Genomic DNA, 1658 nt, shown 5'->3' with positions numbered 1-1658 from the left:
TAGTTGTTCGCGTCGCGGATCAGCCCGTCACGCACACCGTGCAGCATGTTCACGATGTTGCGGAAAGCCTGATTCATCTGACCCATCGTGTCGTAGGACGTCGCCTGCGCCTGGCCACTCCAGCCCGCACCGGCGATGTTCATCGACGACGCCCACATCTTGCGGGCCTCATCCTCAACGGTCTGCGCGTGGACCTCAAACCGGCCCGCCATCGCCCGCATCTCATGCGGGTCAGTCATAAAGCGTGTTGCCATGTTGCCTTTTCTCCTTCTGGATGAATTTCTTGCCTTGTGATACAGGTCGGCCGTCGTAACTGGCTGTTACGCGGCATGAAAGCCGATGGCCCGATACTCCCTGTCTCTCAGCCGGCTGCTGGAGAAGTCGGTATCACGCCGGTAGTCCGCGGCAAGTCGAAGCGAGGTTCCGCCTCGCCCTGCCACTCGCTCCATTCGGCCCATTCGTTCCACTCGTCCATGCCCTCTGCGGTGGCCTCGGGGTTTTGCCCGTCGGTCCCCGTGTTGCCGGCATCGGCGCCCTCTTCCGGCTCCGGTGCCCAATGGTCATAGTCATCCGGCGGTACGGCTACACCCCACTTCAGGGGAACCGATAGGCCGCCGAGCATGCCGGACTCACCACGCTTCGCCGCTACCGCATCGTCCGGCAGCGGTGAACCAAGAGGCAATAGCATGCTGCCCCCTTCCACAGCCGTCTCCGTACATTCCTCACCCGGTGGTGAACAAACCATCACCGAGTACTTCGCATCGTAAGTCAATCCGACGCACAATGCCCGTGTTTGTTGGATTTCGCTCCTTTTAGAACAGGTGCGCGAAGATCGGCGAACCGGTGGCCGGATCCCGGCCGGCGCGGCCGGCGGCAGCGCGCCCCGCCCGTCGCCCCGGAAGTCGTTGCCACACAACATCTTTTCGCGGCGGGCCGCGGTGCCGGGGGCACCGGCTCGCACGCCCGGACGCCGGCCGCGCGGTTTCGGGGTTGGAATCGACCGCGGGTATGGCATCCGACAGGGGATTGACGCCCTAACGGCGGATCCCAAAATCGCGTTCGGAACGCATTCGGGCGGGTTTTTAAGCGTGCCGCGACGACAAAAATCGGTTCACCGGCGAGTAAACATGCCGAAGGCGCGAGCAACACCCATTTCCCCCAGGTGTCGCCCGCGCCCTTGGTGGCTGATTAGGACCAGCTAGACGCGTATTCCGACGGCCTATCCGACGCCGGTACGCGGTACCACGCTGGGCCGCTGCTGGATGACGTGCGTCGGGCTGGCCCCGCCGCGGCCCATCATCCCGCCGGGCATGCCCGCGCCGGCACCCATGCCGCCGCCCATCGGCATCGGCATCATCGGCATGCCGCCGCCCATCGGCGCACCCGCCGCCGCGGCGGCCGCACCGGGCATCTCGCTGCCCAGGCCCGACATCGCGGCGCTGACCATCCGCGAGGGGGCCGACCCCTGCCAGTTCGGGGGCACCGACATCGCCCCGACTAGCCGGGCCTTGCCCAGGCCGGCCTCGGCGCCACCCAGGCCGCCGATCCCGCCGAGCCCCTTGCCCATGCCCGCCGGAGCGGCGCTGCTGACAAACTTCGCCGGATCGGCCGCGCCGGCGACATGGCCGGCCAGCGCCGCCGAATTTGACGCGCCCATG

General features: G+C 66.9%; 3 protein-coding genes. All 3 read right to left on the bottom strand.

What is annotated here, in order from left to right:
- On the bottom strand, positions 1–254 hold a 254-nt coding region (locus AC5Y5E_RS30335; RefSeq protein WP_499906426.1), incomplete at its 3' end, for a WXG100 family type VII secretion target.
- A 107-nt stretch (positions 255–361) separates the two neighbouring features.
- On the bottom strand, positions 362–622 hold the full coding sequence (locus tag AC5Y5E_RS30330) for a hypothetical protein (protein ID WP_499881041.1): 261 nt from the start codon (positions 620–622) through the stop codon (positions 362–364).
- A gap of 597 nt (positions 623–1219) precedes the next feature.
- Positions 1220–1658, bottom strand: a 439-nt coding sequence (locus tag AC5Y5E_RS30325; protein WP_499907713.1) for a PPE family protein, SVP subgroup, incomplete at its 5' end; no start/stop codon positions are given.

It is taken from the genome of Mycobacterium sp. NGS54, assembly GCF_059812465.1.
The sequence above is the reverse complement of the archived record's forward strand: the minus strand, read 5'-3'. Positions and strand labels throughout refer to the sequence as shown.